We start from the raw sequence: 17,363 nt of genomic DNA, 5'->3' as shown, positions 1-17,363 counted from the left end.
GCCATGCAAGACGCTCCGGCGGCAGCCATTCGGCTGGAGTTGCACAAAGATCCAATACAGGAGACAGGCAATGCAAACAGACTGCTCAGTCATCGAGCCGCCAGCGCCATCCGCTGATCGGCCGGCCGCATCCCACAAGGAAAATGAATTCATTCTGTGGCGCATGATTGATACCGTCACCGACCTCGCCGGCATGATCAGCGGATGGTCGGTATTCGCGGTCGGCATCTTCGTGCTGTATGAAGTGATAATGCGCGCCGCGTTCAGGGCGCCGACCATCTGGGTGACGGACGTCAGCACCTACATCCTCGCGTGGTTCTGTTTCATGACCGCGGCCTACGGGCTGAAGACGGGCAGCCATATCGAGGTCGATGTGATGACCCATTCCCTCGCGCCGCGCGCCCGGTCGATACTGCATCTGACGGCCACCGTTCTGGTTCTGCTCTATGTTGCCATCTTCGCGTATTTCGGATGGCAGATGGTGTGGGAGTCCTACGACCGGCATCAGGCCACGCCCAACCTGCTTCACTTTCCCGTATGGATCGTCCAGCTCGGATTGGGCATCGGCATGACGATCATGGTGCTGCAGACGGTGCGCGGCGCAGCACTCACGATCGCCAAGATTCGCAGACTGCCCTCGGAGGCAAAGCAGTTCGTCCCCGCCGTGATGCTGCTTGCCAGCATGGCGGCGGCCCTGTTCGTGCTCAATGAAGTTTCCGAGATATGGGGCGTGATCTTCCTGCTGGTCGTTCTGCTGTTCGGGGGCGTGCCGGTTTTCGCCGCACTCGGCCTGGTCGGCGCAGGCGGCTTTTTCTTCGTCTTCGGCGGCTTCGATTCATTGAGCCAGGTGGCCTTCATGGGCTACAAGAGTTCCGGGGACTTCACCCTCGTGGCGCTTCCCTTGTTCGTCCTGTCGGGATATCTCCTCGCCTCGGGCGGCATCGGCGAGGAAGTGTTCGACGTGGTGTCGAAATTCATCGGCCATCTGCCCGGCGGTCTGGTCATCACTTCCATCGTGGCCTGCGCGATTTTTGCGGCGATCTCCGGCTCCAGCGTTGCGACGGTGGCGACCATCGGATCGATCGCGCTGCCGGCCATGCTCAAGTACGGCTACGACTTGAAGCTGGCACTGGGTTCGCTCGCCGCCGGCGGAACGCTCGGCATCCTGATTCCGCCCAGCGGACCGATGATCATCTATTCCAGCATCACCGACGAGTCGGTCGGCGCGCTGTTCATGGGGGGCGTCATACCGGGCTTGCTGCTGACCCTGATCCTCGCCGCGTATTGCGCCTATGCGCACCTCAAGTCGGGATCGGGCAAGGCACGGATGCCCAAGGCGTCTTGGGACGAGCGGCGGGCCGCGCTTCGAAAAGGCGTATGGGGCCTGTTTGCGCCGGTGCTGGTGCTCGGCGGGATCTACACCGGCATCTTCACCGCTACCGAATCCGCCGCCGCGGTACTCGTGTACGCCGTCTTCGTGAATGTCATCACTGGGCGGTTTTCCTGGCGCGGCATGAATGTGGCAATGGTGGAAGGCACGAAGAGCAGTTCCATGATCCTGGCCATCATCATCGGCGCCGCTTCCATGGGCGCAATCTTCACGCAGCTGCAGATGCCCCAGCTCGCGACCGCCTTTGTGGTGGACAACAATTTGCCGCCCTGGATGGTGATCGCTGCCGTCATGATCATCCTCGGTGTGCTCGGCATGATGCTGGAGGTGGTGTCGGTCCTGCTGATCACCACGCCCATCCTGTATCCGCTGATCACCGGCATGGGATTCAGCGGGCTCTGGTTCGGCATTTTCCTGACGGTGAACATGGAGCTGGCACTGATCACGCCGCCGGTCGGCATGAACCTGTTCGTACTGCGCCAGATGTCGGGTACGCACATGCGCACGGTCATCATGGCGGCGGTGCCGTTCATTTTGCTGATCACCCTTTTTGCGATTCTTGTGGCGGTGTACCCGCCGTTGTCCACGTGGCTGCCAAGCCGCATGGGATACAAATGACGACCCGCGCCTTGCCGTCATTGTCGGACGCACGGTCGCCATGCCGTGCGCGTTCTAAACCACTTCAGCTCGGAAGGAATACAGTCAAGATGAAAACCAATACACACGTTCGATTGACACTCAAGGGTCTTGTTGCCGCTGTCGGTCTCTGCCTCGCTCTGCCGTCGATGTCGGCGTACGCCGCGGACAAGAAGATCATGATCCGCTTTGCCGGCACGCTGCCGGTTGCACACCACATCACCAAGACGCAGGAATACTTCAAGAAGCTGGTGGAGGAGCGCAGCAACGGCAGGATTACGGTACAGGTCTATCCGGCCGGCCAGTTGTACAAGGATGTCGATCTGGTCGATGTGATTCCGAAGGGCTCGGTGGAAATGGCGATCGCGAACCTCGGCCAGTGGAGCGGCCTGGTTCCGCAGCTTGCAATCTTCGACCTGACCGGCAACTGGTCCGGGCGCGAGCATTTCTATCGCTCACAGGATGACAGCAAGGTGCGGGAAGTGATTGCCAGGGCGATGGAGAAGCGCGATACCCATCTGCTCAATACCATCGACTATGGCGAAGGCACCTACATCACGAACAAGCCGCTGAAGACGCTGGAAGACTTCAAGGGCATGCGCATCCGCGCCAGCACCGAGTACAACACGATCCAGGTGCAGACCCTGGGCGGTGCCAGCAGCCTGATCAGCTCGGCGGAAATCTACCAGGGCTTGAGCCTGGGCACCATCGACGGCGCCATCACCGGGCCGAGCAGCTTCATTTCGCGTAAACTCTATGAGGTTGCGAAGTACGACATGAACAGCTCGCAAGGCTATGGCAACTTCGGCACCGTGGTCAGCCTGAAGTGGTGGAACAGCTTGCCGCCGGACGTCAAGGACCTCCTGACGAAGGCGGGCAAGGAGGCGGAAGCCTGGTGCAGAAAGAGCGCGCAGGCTGCCGATGCGGCGGCATGGGAAAAGCTGTCTTCCATTCCGGGCAACGTGGTCTACAAGGTGGAGCCCGCCGAATTGGCGCGCTGGGCCAAGATCATGCTGCCGCCGCAGATGAAGTTGTACAGGGAGCGTGCGGGCAAGGATGCCGACATCCTGCTGGAACGCATCGAGGCACTGCGCAATCAGTAATGGGTGCGCCGCGCCCCGGCTTGGGCGGGGCGCGGCCGGTTCGTATCGGAGGCGATGAATGGTTGACGAGAAGCGCTCGGATAACGTGGTGAAATCGGCCCGGCGCGTGCTGGAGATCTTTGAATTCTTCGCCGGCCGGCAGGCGCCCGCGACGGTGATGGAGGTGTCGCGCGAACTCGGCTATCCGCAGTCGAGCACATCGGTCCTGATGGAGAGCCTGCGCAGTCTCGGTTATCTCAGCTATGACCGCTATTCGCGCCGCTTCAATCCGACCCTGCGCATTGCCTTCATGGGCAACTGGGTGCAGGAGAGCATGTATAGCGACGGCAATCTGTTTCGCATCATGGTCGACCTGCAGCAGCGCTCCGAGCACACCGTGATACTCGGCTTGCAGAATGACATCCATGTGCAGTACATCCACAGCATACAGTCCGCGTCGCCGCTGCGGCTGTTCGTGCGCGCCGGCACCTTGCGCCCGCTGGCGCGCGCGGCGATCGGGAAAATGCTGCTGAGCACCAAGCCGGACCAGGATATCCGCGCCTTGCTGATCCGGATCAATGCCGCGGAAGAATCGCCGGAACGACGCATCAAGCTGGCCGACCTGATGGAAGACATCCAGCGCTGCCGGCGCGACGGCTACTACATCAGCCAGGGGAGCGTGACGCAGGGCGCCGGCGTGATTGCGATGCTGCTGCCCGAGATTCCCGGACAGCCGCAGATGGCGCTGGGCATCGGCGCGCCGGTGCCGCGCCTGCTCAAGCACAAGCAGAAAATCATCGACATGCTGCGCGAAGTGCTGCAGCCCGACTTTGCCAGCAGAAAATCCGCCTGAGCCGGTGACGCATTGCGCATCGGCGGCGACTCCGATTCACTTGACTCGAACAGAACCATGAGCACAATCCCACGCAACCGGCCGCGACGCAGCGCCCTCTATACACCCGGCGCCAATCCGCGCGCCATGGAAAAAACGAAGCAGGTTCCGGCGGATGTCTTCATCCTCGACCTGGAAGACGCGGTGGCACCCGACAGCAAGCTGGAGGCACGGCAGCATGTCGCCGCTTTCCTGCAGCAGCGCAAGGCCGACCAGCGCGAGCTGATCGTCCGGGTCAACGGGCTGGACACGGCCTGGTGTGCGGAGGATTTGCGCGCTGTCATCGGACTGGGTCCGAGCGGCATCCTGTTCCCCAAGATTAACAGCCGCCGCGATGTCGAGCGCGCCGAGGAATTGCTGACTGCCGCCGGCGCGCCGGCGGACATGCAGATGTGGTGCATGATCGAGACACCGCTCAGCATCCTCAACCTGCACGCCATCGCGCAGCACGCACAGGAAAGCGCGTCACGCATGAGCGTTTGGGTGATGGGAACCAACGATCTCGTCAAGGAAATGCGCGCGCAGCATACGCCCGACCGCACGCCGCTGCTGTTTGCATTGAGCGCCGCGCTGAATGCCGCGCGCGCCTACGGCCTGGTGATCCTTGACGGCGTGCACAATGACATCGCCGATACGGAGGGCCTGACGCGAGTCTGCGAACAGGGTCGATCCATAGGCTTCGACGGCAAGACCGTGATCCATCCGTCGCAGGTCGAGCAGTGCAATCGCCTGTTCGCGCCCGATCCGGAAGCGGTGCAGAATGCGCGCCGCATCATCGCCGCCTTCGACCAGCCGGAAAACGCGGGCAAGGGTGTGCTGCAGGTCGACGGCAAAATGGTCGAATTGCTGCACGCGGAAATCGCCCGCGATACCATTGCCGTCGCCGATGCGATCGCCGCGCTGCACGGATCGCAGGCGCAAGCCTGAAGCCCGCGCGCTGATTGCACACCCATGGATGATGCACATCGGCGCAGCAAGGCCGACAAGTCGCTGTTGAGCCGGACGGCGAGCGCCGGATCTGCAATGACCGCCGCGCCGCCGCTCTGGATGATCAGCCTGGTGCCGGCGCTCGGCCTGTTCGCCTCCTCGGTGCACATGCCGTCGATTCCGGCGATGGCTGTCGATTTCGGCGTTGGCCCGCAGCCGGTGCAGTTCACCGTGTCGGTTTATCTGGCCGCCATGGCGCTGTTCGCGCTGCTGGTGGGGCCATTGAGCGACCGTTTCGGCCGCCGCCGCGCGGGGCTGGTGCTGCTCTTCGTCTTTGCGCTGGGCAGCATCGGCGCGCTGCTGGCTTCCCATGTCGAGATGATGCTCCTGGCGCGGCTGGTGCAGGGCATCGGCGCCAGCGGCGGCGTGGTCCTGTCGCGCTCGATGGTACGCGACGCGTTCGACGGACGGGCCGCGGCCAAGGCATCGGCACAGGTCGCGATGGCGGTCTCGATTGCGCCGATGTTCGGACCGGTAGTCGGTGGCTACGTCCACGAGCTCTTCGGCTGGCGCGCGAATTTTCTGATCGTGGCCGTACTGGCATTCGGCCTCTGGGCGCTCGCCGTGCTGCGCTTCGGCGAAACCCTGCCCGCCGAAAAACGCTATGTCGGCAGCGCCTTCTCCATGATGACCAATTACTTCGCCCTGATGCGCATGCGCAGATTCATGGCGTACTCCCTGCCGGTGATTTGCGGCTCGGTCGGCCTCTTCACTTTCCAGACCGAAGGGCCGGTGCTGCTGATCCGCCACATGCATGTGCAACCCGCCGATTACGGCATGTTCGCCGCCATGCCGGCCGTCGGATTCCTGATGGGCACCTTTGCCTCCGCCCGGCTGGCGCTGCACGTCAACGAGGCCAGGCTGATCGAAGCCGGCTGCCTGCTGTTCATTGCCTCCGGCCTGCTGGTCACCATGACGGCGCTCGAATTGGCGCCCTCGCCCTGGTTGGTCGCCGTGCCGATGCTGCTGTTCGGTGCCGGCAACGGGCTGGTGACGCCGAGCGCGACCATGGGCGGCCTCAGCGCGGCGCCCCTGCTGGTCGGTTCGGCGGCGGCGCTCATCTCCTGCCTGCGCATGGGTGCGGGATCGCTCGGCAGCGTGCTCATCACTGCCTTGCCGTCGGGATCGGCGGTGCCGCTGGGCGCCATCCTGCTGGCCTCCGGCGTGGCGGCGTTGCTTTCCTGGCAACGTCTGCGGCGGCGCAAGGGCTGAGTTGCGTCATGCATGCATCAGGTTCTGTCTCGCGGATGACTGCGCATGCCGGCCCGGATATTGTTTAATATGTCTGCGGCGACTTGCGGTACGCAGGGATATCAGACAGGAAGTTGCCGGTTTTTGCGGTTTCGCACAGCACGCAACGATAGCGCCCGTGCACGGTCAGAAGGTTTTCGCCATGATTCACATGATTTCCAATAACGCATTCACTCAACCATGAGCTTCCAAAACCTAGACCTGAACCTGCTGCGCGTTTTCGATGCGGTGATGACGGAGCAGAATCTGACGCGCGCCGCCAATTCGCTGGCGATGACCCAGCCGGCGGTATCGAATGCGCTCAAGCGCCTGCGCGACGCGCTTGATGACGATCTCCTGATTCGCACCGCGCATGGCGTGCGCGCAACGCCGCGCGCGGAAACCTTGTGGCCGCCGATACGCCAGGCGCTGGCGTCCTTGCAGAATGCCATTGCGCCCGATCTGTTCGAATTGTCGAAAGTGCAAATCACCTTCCGCATGGCCATGGCCGATTCCACCGCGGTGCTGTTTCTGCCGCCGCTGGTGCGCTCGATCGAGCGCGAGGCGCCCGGCATCCGCGTGCAGATGGTGCCGCTGACCACGCGCGAGCCGCGCCCGATGCTGATCCGCAGCGAGATCGATCTCGCGATCGGCTATTTTCCCGGCGTGCTGGCCCAGATCGCGGGCGCGCAGGGACCAGTCACGTCCAAGATCCGGCACCAGCGCCTGTACAGCGGCAAGTACGTGTGCGTGATGCGAAAGAATCATCCGCTGGCGGACCAGGACTTGACGCTCGACGCCTATTGCGCGGCGCATCACCTGCACGTCAGCTTCTCCGGCCGCGCGCATGGCCTGGTCGATGATGCGCTGGCCAATCTGGAGCGCGAACGCACCGTCCTGCTCACCGTCAACCAGTATTTCACGGCGGGCAAGGTGATTGCCAATTCCGATCTGATCACGGTGCTGCCCTTCCACCTGATCGCCGCCACCGGCATGGCCGAGGCGCTGGTCTGGAAGCGCCTGCCGTTCAATCTGCCGGACATCAATGTCGACATGCTCTGGCATGAGCGCGACACGCAAAGCATGGCGCACAAGTGGATCCGCGAGCAGATGATCTCGCTGGTGGAAACCAGCGGCAGCGGCACCGGCACCAAATCCGAAGTGGACCGGCGCTGATCGATTTCCATACAGCGTGTATTGGTAATGCCGGCGCTGCAACAGGCGCCGCCGAATTCTGCTGACAACTTTCCGTATGGAAAGTATATTGGCCTTGAGGATTTTTCCGCCAATCAGAAAGGACATCCCATGGCACGCACCGACAAATTCAGGCTGCAGCACAACGAACTGATCGCGCTGGCGCGCGAGCTTCAAGGCATGCTCGATGAAGAAGCCTTGTCGAAAGACGCGACCGCCGCGCGCCATTGTCTCGGCAGTCTGATGGGCAAGCTCACCATGCACCTGTCGACCGAGGACAAGGTGCTTTACCCTGAACTCGAGGCGCACAAGGACCCGGCAGTGGCAAGCCTTGCGCGCCGGTTCGCGTCCGAAATGAAAACCACGGCCGCCACCATCGGCAGCTACAACGGACGCTGGGGCACGCCGAGCGCGATCAAGGCCAAGCCGCACGAGTTCGTCAAGGAAACCAGGGATGTGATCAAGATCCTCTCCGACCGCATCAAGCGCGAGAACCAGGAGTTGTATGCGATGGCGGACCGCAGCGAGGGCAAGGCGTTCTAGCGTTCACCAGGATCGCTTGTCAACGAGACTGCCGACCTGAAGCGCTCGGCTTTGCCCGGGAATGCGGACAAATCCGGGATCCATGTCGGCCATGCGGCCGGATGGAAGAGCGCGGTCCACCAATCCCCATTCGACATACGAAGCACGGTGGGCCGTCTCTTGCATTTCGTTGCCGAAAATATTCAGCAGTGAGGAAACAGGCAAGGTACGGATGGTGGCACCGGGCGCCAGTTCAGTGCTGGAGGCCGCTGCGGCCAGGCCGATGTAGATGCCGCCGGAGAGCGTGCCTGTCACGCGCAGGCGAATGGATACGCCTTCGCGCACCAGATGGCGCAGGCTCAATGCCAGGTGCACCAGATACTGCGAGAGAATCAACTCTTCGTCCTGCATCAAGGTGCTGTGTCCGGGGCAATCCATGACGATCGTGAGGCGCTTCATCGCGCCATGCGAGCATGCCGATTCGGCCAGTTCGGCCAGCATGATCGCGTCGGCTGCCCCAAAAGATCTGCCCATCACGCATCGCAGCGTGTCGCCGTCCAGTACCGGGCCTTCGTCCTTGCCGGAGGCACGCACGGCGTCCTGCGCACCGGCCGACATTCGCTGCGACAAATGGCGACGCTCCGCAAGCAATGCTTCGCGTGTCACGCACGGCCTTATCGGCTTGGCGACCCATGCATGTACGGCTTCCGCATACGCATCGAGATCGTCGGCGACCAGCTGCTCGGCGTTGCCAACCGCAGCGCGGGAAATGCCATTGATCCGGCTTGACACCGTGTCGCGGGATGCGTCGTCCGCCAGCGCGGCCTGCAGCACGCGCGGTCCCGACATCGCCAGTTGCGTGCTTTCCGAATAAAGGCGTGCATCGACCGAGAACGACAGCATGCTCGCCGAACCGAAGGCATAGCGCCCGATGACGGCGAGCATGGGCACTTCGGCGAGGCGGGCGTCCAGCACTTCCCGCATCAGTGCACGGATTGCGCCTTGCACCGGCAATCCCGCGGTAAGACGGGTGCCGGCGGAATCGATCAACAGCAGAATCGGCGCGCCTGTCGCACGTGCGCGCAGCAATGCCCACTTGAAGTCAACGCATTCGGCAACACCGAAGGTGCCCAGGGCCGCAGCGGGGTCGGTGGCAATCACCAGAACCTTGCGCTTGGCAATCTGCCCCTCTACGAGGCGAAGATCGGAATTGGTGGCGAGGTATTGCCACGCACTGCCCTTGAACAAGGCGGCGAGCCGCTGTGAAAGTTCGGCCCGGCTGTAGATTTTTTGCTCCACGATGACCCCTTACAATTTATCAAGAAGGAATGCCGCAGCAGCTGCCGGCGTGGTACATCCGGCGGCCACGGCGGCGATCTGCTCCGGCAGTGCGGCCTGCACCGCGCCATGATTGTGAAAGCGTTTCTGCAGACGCATATCGATCAGTGTCCACATCCAGTCCACGGCTTGCTTGCGGCGTTTTTCCGTCAGCTGCCCGCTCGCCGCCAGCCTCTTGCGGTGCTGCAGAACCGCGTCCCAGAAAGCGTCGATGCCCTCGCCGGACGCCGCGCTGACGGCCAGTACCGGCGCGGCCCAATGCGACGAGTTGCGCAACAGGCGCAATGCATTTTGCATCTGGCCCATCGCCAGTCGGGTGGCGTTCCGGTCCAGGTCCGCCTTGTTGAACACCATCACATCGGCCAATTCGACAATGCCTTTCTTGATCGCCTGCAAGTCATCGCCGCCATGCGCCTGTTGCAGCAACACGAAGGTATCGGTCATGGCGGCTACTGCCGTCTCGCTCTGTCCTACGCCCACCGTTTCGATGATGACGACGTCGAACCCGGCCGCTTCGCACACCAGCATGGCTTCACGCGTGTGCGCCGCGACGCCGCCCGGCGAACCGGCGGCCGGCGATGGACGGATATAGGCATGGGGCGTCATCGACAGCCGCTCCATGCGCGTCTTGTCGCCCAATATCGAGCCGCCATTGACCGAACTGGAAGGGTCGACTGCAAGCACCGCCACGCGCTGGCCTTGTCCGATCAAATAAAGTCCGAGCGCTTCGATGAAGGTCGACTTGCCCACGCCCGGTGCGCCGGAAATGCCGACGCGCACCCGCTGGCCGGTTTCCGGCAACAAGGCCTTGAGGACCTGTTGCGCCCGCGCCTGATGATCGGCCCGGCTGGATTCGATCAGCGTGATGGTCCTGGCCAGAGCCCGGACCCGACGTGCGCGCACGCCGGCGACCAGCGCCGCATCCTCATCCGATAAGCCGCAGCCGGCTGTCATGGCGTGCTTCATGCAGTGCGGGACCCGGCGCCGATGCCGCTTGCCAGCGATGCGCTGATTTTCGCCAGGACATCGCCGGCGCATAGCGGAATCGGCGTGCCTGGGCCATAGATCCCTTGCACGCCGGCCTGGTACAGGAAGTCGTAATCCTGCGCCGGAATGACGCCGCCGACGAATACCACAATCTCGGCCGCCCCTTGATTCTTGAGCGCTTGCACGACCGCAGGCACCAGCGTCTTGTGGCCGGCGGCGAGCGTGGAGATGCCGAGCGCATGCACATCGTTTTCGATCGCCTGGCGTGCCGCTTCTTCCGGCGTCTGAAACAGGGGGCCGATATCGACGTCGTAGCCTAGGTCGGCAAACGCCGTCGCCACCACCTTCGCGCCACGGTCGTGACCATCCTGGCCCAGCTTGGCGATCATGATGCGCGGACGGCGGCCCTGCGGCGCCGCAAATCGGTCGATGTCTTTCTTGATGGCGATCCAGCCGTCGTCATTGTCGAAGTGCGCGCCATAGACTCCCGCTACGCTCTGAATGGTGGCGCGATAGCGGCCGAATTCCTTCTCCAGCACGTCCGATACCTCGCCTACGGTGGCACGCGCGCGCATCGCATGAATCGACAGCGCCAGCAGATTGTCCTGGCCCTGCTTTCCGCCGCAGCGCGCTGCCGCCGCCAGATCGCGCAATGCCGCTGTCACGGCCGCGCCGTCACGCGCCGCCCTGGTCGCCTGCAGGCGCCGGATTTGCGATTCACGCACGGCGGCGTTGTCGATGTCGCGAACCTCGACCGCATCTTGCCGGGCCAGCTTGTATTTGTTGACGCCCACGATGACGTCGCGGCCGGCGTCGATACGCGCTTGTTTTTCAGCGGCGCAAGCCTCGATTTTCAGCTTGGCCCAACCGGAAGCGACGGCCCTGGTCATGCCTCCCATCTGTTCCACTTCCATGAGCAGCGCCCACGCCTTGTCCGCCATCTCTTGCGTCAGTTTTTCCATCATGTAGGACCCGGCCCACGGGTCGATCACGCTGGTGATATGGGTTTCTTCCTGAATGATGAGCTGGGTGTTGCGCGCGATGCGTGACGAGAAATCGGTCGGCAGCGCGATCGCTTCATCGAACGAATTGGTGTGCAGCGACTGGGTGCCGCCGAATACGGCCGCCATCGCTTCGACGGTGGTGCGCACGATATTGTTGTAGGGATCCTGCTCGGTCAGCGACCAGCCGGAGGTCTGGGAATGGGTGCGCAGCATCATCGACTTCGGGCTCCTGGGGTCGAACTCCTGCATGATGCGCCACCATAACAAGCGTGCCGCCCGCAGCTTGGCGACTTCGAGATAGAAGTTCATGCCGACGGCGAAGAAAAAGCTCAGGCGGCCGGCAAACTGATCCACATCCAGGCCGCTGGCGAGCGCTGTTTTCACATATTCCTTGCCGTCGGCCAAAGTGAACGCCAGCTCCAGCGCCTGATTGGCGCCGGCTTCCTGCAGGTGGTAGCCGGAAATCGATACCGAATTGAATTTCGGCATGTGCTGCGCGGTGTATCCGATGATGTCGGCGACGATGCGCATCGACGGCTCGGGCGGATAGATGTAGGTGTTGCGCACCATGAATTCTTTCAGAATGTCATTCTGAATGGTGCCCGACAACTGCTCCTGCGCCACGCCTTGTTCTTCCGCCGCCACCACATAGGCGGCCAGCACCGGCAGCACCGCGCCGTTCATGGTCATCGACACCGACACCTTGTCGAGCGGTATGCCGTCGAACAGGACCTTCATGTCTTCCACCGAGTCGATCGCCACACCGGCCTTGCCGACGTCGCCGCTCACGCGCGGATGGTCGGAGTCATAACCACGATGCGTCGCAAGATCGAACGCAACCGACACACCCTGTCCGCCTGCTGCCAGCGCCTTGCGATAGAACGCGTTGGATTCTTCGGCAGTGGAAAAGCCGGCGTACTGGCGTATGGTCCACGGCCGCACGGCATACATGGTGGCTTGCGGCCCGCGCACATAAGGCGCAAAACCGGGCAGCGTATCGGTGTAGGGCAAGTCTCCGATGTCGGCCGCCGTATAGAGCGGTTTGACGGCGATGCCTTCCGGCGTATGCCACACCAGTTTGTCCAATGCGCATGCGGGGGCCGACCTGGCCGCGGCTTTGGTCCACTCTTCGATCGATGCCGAACGAATGTCTTGATGCGATGAATTTGCTTGAGACGACATGGACTGGATTCCAATGCGTATGCTTCGGTGGAGAATGTCTGCCGGAATTCGATGGGCTCCGGGCGCGGCGCCACTTTGCCATCCTCGTCAGTGGCATTGTCGGTGGCATTATTCGCGGCGCGTCAGATGCATCCGGCGCTGCGCAGTCTGTTTCCATGCGCGCGCTGATGGGAGAGATACGTTCTGATCAAGCCGGTGCTGTCACTCTTGCCGAACCACCCGTTGTTCTTGTTCGATGGCATGACCGATGACCCGCTGTGCCTGTTGCAGGACCAGGAGTCGCGCCGATCGCAACGAATGGTTCTCGTTTGGAATTTGCGCCTTGATGGTGATGCTGGTCTGCTGAAACTCGACCGCGGTTTCGGCAAGCAAAGTGTGTCCGCTCGAGACGAAATTTAACTGTTCAAAAGTTGGAATGCTCATGCGTATGCTCTCGACAATCCTTTAAGAACCTGAAGAATGTGATGTTGATCCATCGAACCCGATGGACAACGCGTGCCGGCTGACATCTGCTACCCGGTATGGGACATTGGCTTGGGACAGGCCGTCATTTCGTTCGGAATGATTGGCCGGCGCAGCTCTGTTTTTAACTGGGTGTATCGCGCTTGTGAGACGCTATGTTGGCCGCGGAGTCGTTGACCGGTTCTGACCGGCGTCAAGTGATGGGCACAAGATCGCATGGGCAAGTCGCAAAGCAGGCTTGCGACTTTCTCCGGCTCTTGATGCGAAAAAAGATTGCGTCGTCGACGCTACCAACGAAGCGGATTGGACAGGCGATCGCTGTCGAGAATGGTTCAATCCTGATTCACGCCGCCAGCCCTGCCGCCTTGCCCCGCTTCGGGCCAAGCGATGCCACCACGGCAGCCAGACCAAGCGCGCTGGCGCCGATCGCAAACAGTGTCGTGAACGAATGCGTGGACGCGTACAGCGTTGCCATCGCATGCCCGCCCACCGCCTGCAGCAGCGAATAGGAAAAGGTCAGCAGCGCCCAGTTGCGCTGGTGACCGCCGACGCCTTCCAGTTCGATCACGCGGCCCGACACCACCGCCGCCATGCCAGGCGTCAGCGCGCCGACCAGCAAGGAGGACGCGAACAGCGCGAGAGTGGAAGTCGACAGCAGCGGGAGCGCGACCGACGCGCCCTTGAGCGCGAGGCAGCCGATCACGGTAGCGCGAAAACCGATGCGATCGGCGACCATTCCGCACACCGGCGGGCCGAGCGCGGCGCCGACGCCGAACACCACCCAGAACGCGCCGCCGGCGGAAACCGGCTTGCCGAGTCCGTGCACCAGATACTCCACCCAGAACACGGTGTGCGGCAGGTAGCCGATCGCATCGAGCGCGTAGGCCACCAGCAAGGCAAGCAGCGCGCCGCGCGGCAGCATCTTTCCCTGCGGCGCATGCGTGTGCAACGGCGCGGCGGCCAGCGGCTTGTCATAGCGCTTCCAGGAAACCGCCACGCACAGCCCGATCATGGCGGCGAGCGCCGACCATGCCAGCGCCAGATGCTCTGCGCCAAACACCGGGGCGGCGAAACCGGACAGCACGATGCCCCAGCCGACGCCGGAGAACATGATGCCGGCCGCCTTGCCGCGCTGGGCGACGGGAAGCTGGCTCAGCAGATAGGGCGCGGCGAGGATCATCAGCAGCGCGCCGGAAATGCCGGCCATGAAGCGCCAGACCCAGAACCAGGCCAACCCGAGATTGAACGCGCAGGCGATGAAACTGAGCAGGATGACGGCCATGGCCGCCCGCACCACGCGCGCGGTGCCAAGCATCAGGGCAAGGCGATGCGCGACCAGCGCGCCGAGCAGATAACCGATCAGGTTGGCGGCGGCGATCTGGGCCGCGCCGCCGGGCGCCGCCCAGTGCGCATCGATCATCAGCGGCAGCAAGGCGACATAGGAAAAGCGGCCCAGCCCGATGCCCATCAGCAGGGCGCACAAGCCGGCGACCGCAATCGGCAGCCAGGGTGACGAAGCGTGTTTGTTCATGCGTTCAATTCAAAAAGCGTGAGAGCGCTTCGTTCCCTTTCCTTGCCGGCATGATGGAGCGTCCAGATGAGTTTAACGGGTGCACCGAGAACATTATGGATGTCCACGGAAACCACGGAGCGAACGAATATTTTATGTCTTTTGTGGAATCGATGATTTCGCTGCCGCAAAGTAGGATTTTTCCGTGCCTTCCGTGCCTTCCGTGCCTTCCGTGTTTTCCGTGGACATCCCTAGCCTTAGCGCACCGGTGAGCGCTTGAACAGGGCGCTGACCTCGCCCACGATGCCGCGGCGGAACGCCAGCACGCAGAAGATGAAGATCAGGCCGGTGACGATGGTGACCGATTCGCCGATGGAAGTGAACCATTCGATATGGGTCGCGGACGCCAGCCAGGAGCCGAGGTCGCCCAGCTTGTTCTCCAGCGCGATGATCAGCAGCGCGCCGACGATCGGCCCGGCCAGTGTGCCCAGGCCGCCGACCAGCGTCATCAGCACCACCAGGCCCGACATGGTCCAGTGTACATCGGTCAGCGTCTCGAAGCCGAGCACGACGGTCTTGGTCGCACCGGCCAGCCCCGCCAGCGCGGCCGACAGCACGAAGGCCAGCAGCTTGTACTTGTCGGTGTCATATCCCAGCGAAATTCCGCGCGGCTCGTTGTCCTTGACCGCCTTCAATACCTGCCCGAAAGGCGAATGCACGATGCGCACGATGAGCGCGAAGGCAGCGACGACGATGCCGAGCACCACGTAATACAGCGTCATGTCGTTCGACAGATCCACCATGCCCAGCAGCTTCCCGCGCGGCACGCCTTGCAGACCGTCCTCGCCGCCGGTGAACGGCGCCTGCAGGAACACGAAGAACAGCATCTGCGCCAGCGCCAGCGTGATCATGGTGAAGTAGATGCCCTGGCGGCGAATTGCCAGCAGGCCCATCAGCAGCCCGATGAAGGCGGCGAATGCGGTGCCGAGCAGCAGGCCCGCTTCGAAGGGCAGCCCCATGGTACTGATGGCGTAGCCGGCCACATAGCCGGCGCCGCCGAAGAAGGCGGCATGGCCGAAGGAGAGCAGGCCGGTGAAGCCGATCAGGAGATTGAACGCGCAGGCAAACAGCGCGAAACACAGCACTTTCATCAGGAACACCGGGTAGGCGACAAAGGGTGCCGCCAGTGCCAATGCCAGCGCGATTGCATATCCGACTTTCTTATCCATTGCTTGCTTCCTTTTCATTTCTCTTTGCCGAACAGGCCGGCCGGGCGGATCATCAACACGATCGCCATGATGATGAACACCACGGTGGCCGACAGTTCCGGATAAAACACGCGCGTCAGGCCCTCGATCACGCCCAGCCCGAGGCCGGTGACGATGGAGCCCATGATCGAGCCCATGCCGCCGATCACCACGACGGCGAACACGACGATGATCAGGTTGGAACCCATCAAGGGCGACACCTGGATCACGGGCGCGGCCAGCACGCCGGCGAAGGCCGCCAGCGCGACGCCGAAGCCATAGGTGAGCGTCACCATCAGCGGCACGTTGATGCCGAAGGCTTCCACCATCTTCGGGTTCTCGGTGCCGGCGCGCAGGTAGGCGCCGAGCTTGGTCTTTTCGATCACATACCAGGTCGACAGGCAGACCACGAGGGAGGCCACCACCACCCAGGCGCGGTACTTCGGCAGGATCATGAAGCCGAGATTGAAGGCGCCGCCCAGGGCTTCCGGCACCGAATAGGGCTGGCCCGACACGCCATAGAAGGAACGGAACAGGCCCTCCAGCAGCAGCGTGATGCCGAAGGTCAGCAGCAGGCCGTACAAATGGTCCAGCTTGTACAAATGGCGCAGCATGGTCTTCTCGATCACGATGCCGAACACGCCGACCACGACCGGCGCCAGGATCAGCATCACGAAATAGTTCAGCTCGAAATAGGACAGACCCATCCATGCGAGGAAGGCGCCGACCATGTACACCGCACCGTGGGAAAAGTTGATCACGTTGAGCAGACCGAAGATCACCGCGAGGCCGAGCGACAGCATCGCGTAGAACGATCCGTTGACCAGGCCCAGCAGCAGCTGGCTCAACATCGCCTGCAAGGGAATACCGAAAATATCCATACGAATAACCTTAAAGAAAAACCGGGGAGGACATGCGGTCCGCCGCGTTTACACGCTGAACTTACACGCTGAACTTACACGCTGAACTTACACACTGAACTTACACGCCGAGCAGCTCGTTGAGCACGGGCATCATGCTGTCGAGCTTTTCGGAGGGGAAATGCTCGACGATCTGTCCATGCTCCATCACGTAGAAGCGGTCCGCCAGCGGCGCCGCGAAGCGGAAGTTCTGTTCCACCATGACGATGGTGTAGCCCTTGCTCTTCAAGGTGGTGATCATGCGCGCGAGCGCCTGCACGATCACCGGCGCCAGACCTTCCGAGATTTCGTCGAGCAGCAGCAGCTTCGCGCCGGTGCGCAGGATGCGCGCCACCGCCAGCATCTGCTGTTCGCCGCCGGACAGGCGCGTGCCCTGGCTGTTGCGGCGCTCGGCCAGATTGGGAAACATGTCGTAGATCTCTTCGAGCGACATGCCCTTGTCGGTCTTCGACACCATGGGCGGCAGCATCAGGTTCTCTTCCGTGGACAGCGAAGAAAAGATGCCGCGCTCTTCCGGACAGTAGCCGACGCCGGTATGGGCCACCTTGTAAGTCGGCAGCGCGATGGTTTCGCGGCCCTTGACCTTGATCGAGCCCGTGCGGCGTCCGGTGAGACCCATGATGGCGCGCAAGGTGGTGGTGCGGCCGGCGCCGTTGCGGCCGAGCAGCGTGACCACCTCGCCCTGGCCGACCGACAGGTTCACGCCGTGCAGGATGTGCGATTCGCCGTACCAGGCGTGGAGATCGACGATGTCGAGTGCTTGTGATTTCATTTGAGCGA

The 17,363-nt window shown here is 62.6% G+C and carries 15 protein-coding genes; 7 read left to right on the top strand and 8 right to left on the bottom strand.

Annotated features, from left to right (window positions below; translation table 11 throughout):
* Positions 1-70 precede the first annotated feature (70 nt).
* The 7 genes from VJ651_RS02540 to VJ651_RS02510 all read left to right on the top strand — a co-directional run bounded on the left by VJ651_RS02540 (position 71) and on the right by VJ651_RS02510 (position 7,954).
* A complete protein-coding gene (locus VJ651_RS02540) occupies positions 71-2,008 on the top strand; it encodes a TRAP transporter large permease subunit (RefSeq protein WP_324105911.1) in 1,938 nt (645 codons plus the stop codon).
* An 89-nt stretch (positions 2,009-2,097) separates the two neighbouring features.
* Positions 2,098-3,129, top strand: a complete 1,032-nt coding sequence (locus VJ651_RS02535) for a TRAP transporter substrate-binding protein DctP (RefSeq protein ID WP_324105910.1) — start codon at positions 2,098-2,100, stop codon at positions 3,127-3,129.
* 58 nt (positions 3,130-3,187) lie between these two features.
* The gene (locus VJ651_RS02530; protein WP_324105909.1) at positions 3,188-3,961 is read left to right on the top strand and encodes an IclR family transcriptional regulator; all 774 of its coding nucleotides are present in this window, start codon (positions 3,188-3,190) and stop codon (positions 3,959-3,961) included.
* Positions 3,962-4,018: 57 nt separating this feature from the next.
* A complete protein-coding gene (locus VJ651_RS02525; RefSeq protein ID WP_324105908.1) occupies positions 4,019-4,927 on the top strand; it encodes a CoA ester lyase in 909 nt (302 codons plus the stop codon).
* Between the two features lie 24 nt (positions 4,928-4,951).
* Positions 4,952-6,199: a multidrug effflux MFS transporter gene (locus VJ651_RS02520; protein WP_324105907.1), complete on the top strand. Its 1,248-nt coding sequence runs from the start codon at positions 4,952-4,954 to the stop codon at positions 6,197-6,199.
* A 219-nt stretch (positions 6,200-6,418) separates the two neighbouring features.
* Positions 6,419-7,393 carry a LysR family transcriptional regulator gene (locus VJ651_RS02515; RefSeq protein WP_324105906.1) on the top strand — a complete coding sequence of 325 codons (975 nt, stop codon included), beginning with the start codon at positions 6,419-6,421 and terminating at the stop codon, positions 7,391-7,393.
* A gap of 129 nt (positions 7,394-7,522) precedes the next feature.
* Positions 7,523-7,954, top strand: a complete 432-nt coding sequence (locus VJ651_RS02510; protein WP_324105905.1) for a hemerythrin domain-containing protein — start codon at positions 7,523-7,525, stop codon at positions 7,952-7,954.
* 3 nt (positions 7,955-7,957) lie between these two features.
* Here the strand turns inward: VJ651_RS02510 and VJ651_RS02505 are convergent, their stop codons facing one another.
* The 8 genes from VJ651_RS02505 to VJ651_RS02470 form a co-directional block, all read right to left on the bottom strand.
* On the bottom strand, positions 7,958-9,232 hold the full coding sequence (locus VJ651_RS02505; RefSeq protein WP_324105904.1) for a hypothetical protein: 1,275 nt from the start codon (positions 9,230-9,232) through the stop codon (positions 7,958-7,960).
* Between the two features lie 9 nt (positions 9,233-9,241).
* Entirely contained in the window at positions 9,242-10,225 is a 984-nt protein-coding gene (gene meaB, locus VJ651_RS02500; protein WP_324105903.1) for a methylmalonyl Co-A mutase-associated GTPase MeaB, read from the bottom strand.
* An 8-nt stretch (positions 10,226-10,233) separates the two neighbouring features.
* Positions 10,234-12,444 carry a methylmalonyl-CoA mutase gene (gene scpA / locus VJ651_RS02495; RefSeq protein ID WP_324105902.1) on the bottom strand — a complete coding sequence of 737 codons (2,211 nt, stop codon included), beginning with the start codon at positions 12,442-12,444 and terminating at the stop codon, positions 10,234-10,236.
* Between the two features lie 201 nt (positions 12,445-12,645).
* Complete coding sequence (locus tag VJ651_RS02490) at positions 12,646-12,867, bottom strand: hypothetical protein (RefSeq protein WP_324105901.1); 222 nt, start codon at positions 12,865-12,867, stop codon at positions 12,646-12,648.
* 382 nt (positions 12,868-13,249) lie between these two features.
* Positions 13,250-14,437: a YbfB/YjiJ family MFS transporter gene (locus VJ651_RS02485; RefSeq protein ID WP_324105900.1), complete on the bottom strand. Its 1,188-nt coding sequence runs from the start codon at positions 14,435-14,437 to the stop codon at positions 13,250-13,252.
* Positions 14,438-14,673: 236 nt separating this feature from the next.
* A complete protein-coding gene (locus VJ651_RS02480; RefSeq protein ID WP_324105899.1) occupies positions 14,674-15,645 on the bottom strand; it encodes a branched-chain amino acid ABC transporter permease in 972 nt (323 codons plus the stop codon).
* Between the two features lie 14 nt (positions 15,646-15,659).
* On the bottom strand, positions 15,660-16,544 hold the full coding sequence (locus tag VJ651_RS02475) for a branched-chain amino acid ABC transporter permease (RefSeq protein WP_324105898.1): 885 nt from the start codon (positions 16,542-16,544) through the stop codon (positions 15,660-15,662).
* A 100-nt stretch (positions 16,545-16,644) separates the two neighbouring features.
* Entirely contained in the window at positions 16,645-17,355 is a 711-nt protein-coding gene (locus VJ651_RS02470; protein WP_324105897.1) for an ABC transporter ATP-binding protein, read from the bottom strand.
* Between the last annotated feature and the right edge of the window lie 8 nt (positions 17,356-17,363).

Origin of the sequence: Noviherbaspirillum sp., from assembly GCF_035254865.1 — a bacterium.
In the GTDB taxonomy this organism is placed as follows: Bacteria; Pseudomonadota; Gammaproteobacteria; order Burkholderiales; family Burkholderiaceae_D; genus Noviherbaspirillum.
This window is presented reverse-complemented; position numbering and strand designations above follow the sequence as displayed.